The 6,000-nt window shown below is 55.1% G+C and carries 8 protein-coding genes and 1 tRNA gene; 6 read left to right on the top strand and 3 right to left on the bottom strand.

Going from position 1 to position 6,000, the window contains the following annotated elements:
- Positions 1-52 precede the first annotated feature (52 nt).
- Entirely contained in the window at positions 53-700 is a 648-nt protein-coding gene (locus AABO57_00090; GenBank protein MEK6284120.1) for a hypothetical protein, read from the top strand.
- A gap of 52 nt (positions 701-752) precedes the next feature.
- Here the strand turns inward: AABO57_00090 and AABO57_00095 are convergent, their stop codons facing one another.
- Positions 753-2,285, bottom strand: coding sequence for an FAD-binding protein (locus tag AABO57_00095; protein ID MEK6284121.1), 1,533 nt, complete (start codon positions 2,283-2,285; stop codon positions 753-755).
- Positions 2,272-3,099 (bottom strand): hypothetical protein, encoded by an 828-nt coding sequence (locus AABO57_00100; protein MEK6284122.1) that lies wholly within the window; start codon positions 3,097-3,099, stop codon positions 2,272-2,274. Before AABO57_00100 ends, AABO57_00095 begins: the two co-directional genes overlap by 14 nt.
- A 321-nt stretch (positions 3,100-3,420) precedes the next feature.
- Here AABO57_00100 and AABO57_00105 point away from each other — a divergent pair, with 321 nt between their 5' ends.
- Positions 3,421-3,669, top strand: a complete 249-nt coding sequence (locus AABO57_00105; protein MEK6284123.1) for a hypothetical protein — start codon at positions 3,421-3,423, stop codon at positions 3,667-3,669.
- A gap of 23 nt (positions 3,670-3,692) precedes the next feature.
- The gene (locus tag AABO57_00110) at positions 3,693-3,923 is read left to right on the top strand and encodes a hypothetical protein (protein MEK6284124.1); all 231 of its coding nucleotides are present in this window, start codon (positions 3,693-3,695) and stop codon (positions 3,921-3,923) included.
- A 176-nt stretch (positions 3,924-4,099) separates the two neighbouring features.
- Here AABO57_00110 and AABO57_00115 read toward each other — a convergent pair.
- Positions 4,100-4,173, bottom strand: a tRNA-Glu gene (locus tag AABO57_00115).
- 66 nt (positions 4,174-4,239) lie between these two features.
- Here AABO57_00115 and AABO57_00120 point away from each other — a divergent pair.
- From AABO57_00120 to AABO57_00130, 3 genes are all read left to right on the top strand, one after another.
- Positions 4,240-4,596, top strand: coding sequence for a S1 RNA-binding domain-containing protein (locus AABO57_00120; GenBank protein MEK6284125.1), 357 nt, complete (start codon positions 4,240-4,242; stop codon positions 4,594-4,596).
- A 425-nt stretch (positions 4,597-5,021) separates the two neighbouring features.
- On the top strand, positions 5,022-5,708 hold the full coding sequence (locus tag AABO57_00125) for a cytochrome c3 family protein (protein MEK6284126.1): 687 nt from the start codon (positions 5,022-5,024) through the stop codon (positions 5,706-5,708).
- An 85-nt stretch (positions 5,709-5,793) separates the two neighbouring features.
- On the top strand, positions 5,794-6,000 hold a 207-nt coding region (locus AABO57_00130), incomplete at its 3' end, for a hypothetical protein (GenBank protein ID MEK6284127.1).

A 6,000-nucleotide genomic window follows, 5' to 3' on the forward strand; every position in this document is an offset into this window, starting at 1 on the left:
CCGTCTTATCAGTGTCATCAGTGGTCTATCCGGGTGTTGCGCGGAGATTATAGTGGGCTGGTCTGACAGACTTCAACAATGGTTGCTTCGAGCGGGCCTGGCGATCGGAGCGATACTCCTTATTCGGTTCGCGATCGATTTCTCTGACGGAACGATATGGTGGTTAGCGGCTCCGTTTTGGCTGCTTGTTATTGCGACGCTCGGAGTGGGCATCGCAAACGTGTTCGGGGCATCGAAGCCAGAGACGCCACGAGAGTCGCGATCGGAACCGCGAGCGTTGTTGCTCGCGGCAATCCCGCTAGCGTTGCTGGCCTCGTCGCTCGACTGCATGGGGCTGAGCCTGCGAGGTTGTTCGCCCTTTTGCACCTTCATCAAGCTGGCCTGGATTCCACTGATCGCGGCCGTCTGCGCAATATACTTTTTCAAGAGCGGGCAGGGTTGGCTCACCGCCATTGCCGCAATGTCCTTCGTCCCGCTCGTCCCGCACTGTGTTTGTTACAACGTTGGAAACGCATGGTGGATAGATCGCTTAGGTGCAAGCCCGCTCTGCTACGGCTGGGGTTTCGTCGTGAGCGTCATAGCTCTGAGTGCTTTGCGAAGCGGCGCTCATTTTCGGCTTTCGCTAGCTTTATGTTTCACAGTCAGCTCCGGCGCGATCGGGTTCTTCGTCGCTCATCACTATTTTCAGTTCCCCTGGTGAGCGAACATTGTCGGAACAGCGGCTCGCTGAACAGGATATTCTTGGAAGAGTGCTAACCGAGGCCGCAGCGCTGGAGAAACGGACTGGTGAAAACGGCCCTGGTTTGTGGGTCTAATAACGTGTTTCTGCCGGCAATCCACTTATCGGCTGCTGCACCGTACATACTCCGGACTCTCTCCGGCGTAAAGTTGTTGATCTGTCCCCAGTGAAGCGTGTATGGAATTCCCGCGTTCTCCAAGCCCTGCCAGACGGCATTGTAGTAGGTCATCGTGCGATCGCCATATGCGGCGGGAAGTTCGATCGTGCAGGTCGTATCGAATTTTGTGAACGCCAGCAGCGCCTTCGACCCTTTCACCCAGCGGAAGGCGAGCAGGCCGGGGTAGTCCTTAACCTCCGGAGCCGACAACATCAAATCCAGAACGCGCGGCGTGTCTTCAAGCGCTATTCCGATCTCCGCGCTCATCACTTTCTGGAAGGTGGTGTTGGAAAAGAAAACCTCACCGGGCGTGCCTAACACCTTTTTAAGAAGTGGGTATTCAGCCGGAACAATCAGATTCATGAGATTGCCGGCCAACGAAGGCAGACGGTCGTTCAGTTTGCCCATCACGCTCAGTACATCGTCACCCGGCCCGAGGCCGCCAGGCGATACAGGCGGGCGGCGGTAGTCGCTATGATATTTGCGATCATACATCGCGGTGACGTAAGCGCCGCGGCGAGTATCGTGGGGATTGATTACCACTTCAAAATGGAACGGCTCTTGGCTGGTGTCGGGCATATCAATACCGGTGAAGTCGAGAGTCTGCATCACTCGTCTCAATCGTTGATCAATCGGCAACCGCGAGCGCGAAACCTCCAACAGATAGAGCGGGTCGGCCTCGATCAGCACACCGTGAATGATGCCGAAGCTGCCAAAACTGACGAGCGCCGCGTTAAAGAGCGTGTCGTCCCGGACCAACTCGGCGCCAAGTGCTTCGATGAGACCGTCAGATAGCACTGGATATGATGCGCGCTCGAGCCAGATAGCCCGGTCTGGCCCTGTGATGACGTGCATTCCAACGACGTAATCGGCCATTGACCCAAATCGAAACCTGGATCCATGCGTTCCGGTGGCGACAGCTCCAGCAATGGTCTGGCCGTTGCTCGCGCCCGAGGTCTTCAAGGCCAGTTTCGCCGGCCGTTCAAACAGAATGTCGTTCGCTTCTCTTACACTGACGCCGCATTGCAAGTACATCAGAAGCGCCGGATCGTCTTCGTAGGTGGTCACTACACTGGTCTCGTCGGCAGGGAAGGCCCAGTTCAACGCGAGGGTATCGATCAAGCGACCGCTGGTCACAGCCGCGCGCGAGAGTGACCAGCCGCCGCCAATCGCGCGTAGCGTCACGTTGTCGCGTATCGCATCAGCGATTAGGCCTTGAAGCGCCGCGACGGTAAGCTGTAAATCTCCGAAGAAGTTTGTTACAGGGCTCGGTGGATTCGACACACTGTAGAGCACCTCGAAGTCCTGTGTGACATTCTGATGCTTGTTGACCCATGGACTTGGAGGCCCTTCGGTCACTGATGCTCGGCGGGGATCATCTCGGGACATCGTTCGCCTCCTTCGAGGAGAGAATACTCGGTCCCGTGCTTGAGTATGGCGCCCTCAGCGGCACTAGCTGCAAAGGCATGGGATTGCTCGCGCCGCGTAATCCCTTAGGCGGGCCCTGAGCCGGGCCCGGAGCCGGGCCTTGCGATGCACGGCTCGGGTCCTCAGCGCATTGCCAAGCCACTCGCATCGGAGACCACAGCCCGGCCGTGACTACTGTGATAAGCGAATAACCATAGTTCACAGGAAGCTTGACCAGCCACATGCTCTTGCAGTTTGCCGGGGTTTTGTAAGCGGCAGAAGGCGCGGGAGGCAAGAGATTTTGTTGCAGCGCTCCCCAAAAAAAGGCGTGCATGGTTCTCTTCGTCAACTCGTCTTGCTTAACCTTCCGGGGCTGCGGCGAAACGCTCGGCGTAGGGCGGGCGGCTTCGGACGCGGCAGGCGGTCGTGGACCCAGGCCTGTTGGTCCGATCACGGGCGGTTGCTTTGCGCACAACCACTCTACCTTTACGCGCGACCACCGTCCAAAGCTGAACACATTGCCGGCCGCATACTTCCAGTAAGATGTGATCCCGACCTCGTACATGCCATTGCCCTTGCAGTCAGCCGAGGATGCCAGCCCGCCGGGAACTTGTGCCCCATTGACTTGCGCAGGCACGACAAAATCGGTTCGTTTACCCCCGCTCGGAGAGTCGAGAGTTTTCCTGAAATATGACGAGTTGACCCGGTCGCCATTAGCTCTTAGATGGTGGTGGTAGCAACCGGAATAGACTCCAACAAGAGCTACAAGTGCAACGGCGCACGACATTCTGCGCATTCGACTCTCCTTGTTCGGCCATTTCAATTATCAATAGAGATACGCCTCAATAAAGATACGCCTCTTTGGTTTGGGCGGCTAGGTGAGGCGTTAGGCTGGTGTGGATACCGCTGATCGCTGGGTTCTGCGCGGTGTACTTTTTCAGAGGCAAACAAGTTTGGCTTACAGCGATTACTGCGATGTCGTTCGTACCGCTCGTCCCGCACTGCGTCTGTTACTACGTTAGGAGTGTTCTGGACGTGTGATATCATAGTTTGCACCACAGTGTTACCGTTTGAAGACTATCAGACATTGTATCGGCCGTAAGAGGAAGGTGGAGCGATGACGGCAACAGCGGAATTCACCAAAGAAGAAATAGTGCAACGCGGGAAAGAGATTTATGCACGGGACATCCGGGGCCTGGTCGAAGCGGGCAATGACGGCCGGGTGGTGGCGATTGATGTGCGGACTAGTGAGTTTGAGCTGGCGGATGACGCCATTACTAGCGCCAGCCAATTGCGCGCGCGCCTCCCTGAAGCAGTAATCTTTTTCATGCGCATCGGCTATCCGACGATGGCCCGCGTCCTGTAAGAGTCTCGATCTGAGGTGAAACGATGACCGGTCTGGTCAACTCCAAACGAGAGGCGGTCATTTGGATCACGGTCTGTGCACCGCAAAATGAGCGACGCGAAATTGAAGCCCTCATTGACACCGGATATTCCAGTTATCTGACGCTTCCGAGCAAGATGATTGCAACGCTCCGCCTCAGCACGCTTGGCACTGAACAAATGACTTTGACCGACGGCAGCGAGATCTCTTCTGATCTTTGCATGGCCCAAGACTGAAATTCACTACGACGGTTCTAACTCTAGCTGGCAGTCTGTTGAGACGCATTAAGCTCGTTTCTCGTAAAGATGAAAAGAACTGGTTTTCAAAGAACCCCGACCAGCACCTTCCAATATGACAATTGAAAAACTGCGCGACGTGTGACGAGTCGCCCGTAACTATTGAAAAAGGGAAGTACCGCTAACGGGACTCGAACCCGTAGTCTCCGCCTTGAGAGGGCGGCGTGTTAACCACTTACACTATAGCGGCAAAGACCAAACTTTCGAGCCTCAGTATACACAGCCGTCTTCGCCATCGCAATCTCGCCGCCCGGCGATGTCGGCCTGGATTAGATATCGATTTCCATTCGCTCAGACGATTGTGCCGTTGGTATACTGCGGCTCAATAGTTGACCTCGAGCCAAATCGGTGGGATCGCTTCTTCAATATTCACAAGCTGGGCGACGAGATCAAAGGCCGTGTGGTGCGTTTCGGAAAGTACGGCGCGTTCATCGAGATTGAAGAAGGCATAGAGGCGCTTTGTCACGTTTCAGAGTTGAGCGAATACCGAGTTGAGAAACCCGAGGACGCGGTGAAGATCGGCGAGCTGCTGCCGTTCAAGATACTCAAGCTTGATCCATCACAAAAGAAGATCGGACTCTCGGCGCGAGTCCGAGCCCGGGAAGTCATCTGATCGTTGAAGTTTCCAAGGGTGACATCTATAACGCAAGCATTGACGACCTCAACGGCTTCGATTCGCCAGAGCGTCCCCAATCGAATTTGACCTTTCTTAGATTGAATGTTTGAATATCAGCCTTCGGGTTTCACTGAGTTCTTTTCAGGGGTTTGCATTGAGCTCTGAAGGTCGTTAAGCCTTCAATTTGCGCTGAGCATTGCGGAGCAGTTCTCCCACGCTGAAAGCGTACTTCGTTCGCGATCGAGCTATTGTGATCAAGCCGAACGGGCAAATTGAAGGCGGCGCTGGTTGTTGGCTGACTCTCCCACGCAGCTTCGCACACCCTGTGATCCCCGCGCGGTGATTCTGAAGATGCACACCGCGCAAATCTTTCGGCTCGCTGTTGTACGCAGTTTCTGACACCGTTCGGAGCTTAGCGGACGATGGGCCAAATCTTTAATCGAAGCACGAACTTCATCTCGAAGGTTACCATCTTCGGAGCGATCTTCTTCGTTGGAATAATCATCTGGCTTCTGCTCGTATTCAACAGGTCCTCTTACTACACTCAAGCTTACTTCCCGCGTGAGCAACCCGTTCAGTTCAGCCACAAGCACCACGTCGGCGATGATGCCATCGATTGCCGCTACTGTCATACGACCGTCGAGAAGCTGGCTTTTGCCGGCATACCTCCTACGAAAACATGCATGAATTGTCACTCGCAGATTTGGGCGGACAGCCCCTACCTCGAGCCTGTGCGCGAAAGCTGGCGAACGGGGAAGGCGATCAAGTGGACGCGCGTGCACGACCTGCCCGACTTCGCTTATTTCGATCACAGCATTCATGTGAACAAGGGCGTCGGGTGCTCGACCTGTCACGGGCGCGTTGACCTGATGCCGCTGACTTATCAAGTAGCTTCTCTGAATATGGAGTGGTGCATCGAGTGTCATCGCAATCCGGAACAATTCATCAGGCCGAAGAAAGAAGTTTTCACGATGGACTGGCCTCCGGAGCAGTGGGACCACAGCCCTGACAAACAGTGGCATCAAGATGTCGAAGGCCCAAAGCTATCAAGGGAGTACAACCTTCAGAGCACAGCGGTGCTAACGAGTTGCAGCACGTGCCATCGTTGAGGACGGACGACGGGCGACGGAGGTAGAGGATCGAAGATCGAAGATAGAGGATCGAAGATAGAGGATAGAGAGTAGCGAGAAGACTATGGGCGATTTAATCAAGTTGAAAGGAATCGAGAGATCATCAGACGACAGCAGGGGTCACGGTACACGCGATCCTCAATCCTCGATCGTCCATCCTCGATCGTCGATCCTCGATCCTCGATCTTCGCCCCTCGATCCTCAATCCTCGATCCTCGATCCTCAATCCTCGATCGTCCATCCTCGATCGTCGATCCTCGATCCTCGATCT

This window comes from Acidobacteriota bacterium (genome assembly GCA_038040445.1).
Classification (GTDB): Bacteria; Acidobacteriota; Blastocatellia; order UBA7656; family UBA7656; genus Onstottus_A; species Onstottus_A frigus.

Excerpts from the sequence above, each read along its gene's own strand:
- AABO57_00095 (MEK6284121.1), bottom strand. The coding sequence starts at position 2,285 with ATGTCCCGAGATGATCCCCGCCGAGCATCAGTGACCGAAGGGCCTCCA.
- AABO57_00100 (MEK6284122.1), bottom strand. The coding sequence starts at position 3,099 with ATGCGCAGAATGTCGTGCGCCGTTGCACTTGTAGCTCTTGTTGGAGTC.
- AABO57_00105 (MEK6284123.1), top strand. The coding sequence starts at position 3,421 with ATGACGGCAACAGCGGAATTCACCAAAGAAGAAATAGTGCAACGCGGG.
- AABO57_00110 (MEK6284124.1), top strand. The coding sequence starts at position 3,693 with ATGACCGGTCTGGTCAACTCCAAACGAGAGGCGGTCATTTGGATCACG.
- AABO57_00120 (MEK6284125.1), top strand. The coding sequence starts at position 4,240 with ATGTCGGCCTGGATTAGATATCGATTTCCATTCGCTCAGACGATTGTG.
- AABO57_00125 (MEK6284126.1), top strand. The coding sequence starts at position 5,022 with ATGGGCCAAATCTTTAATCGAAGCACGAACTTCATCTCGAAGGTTACC.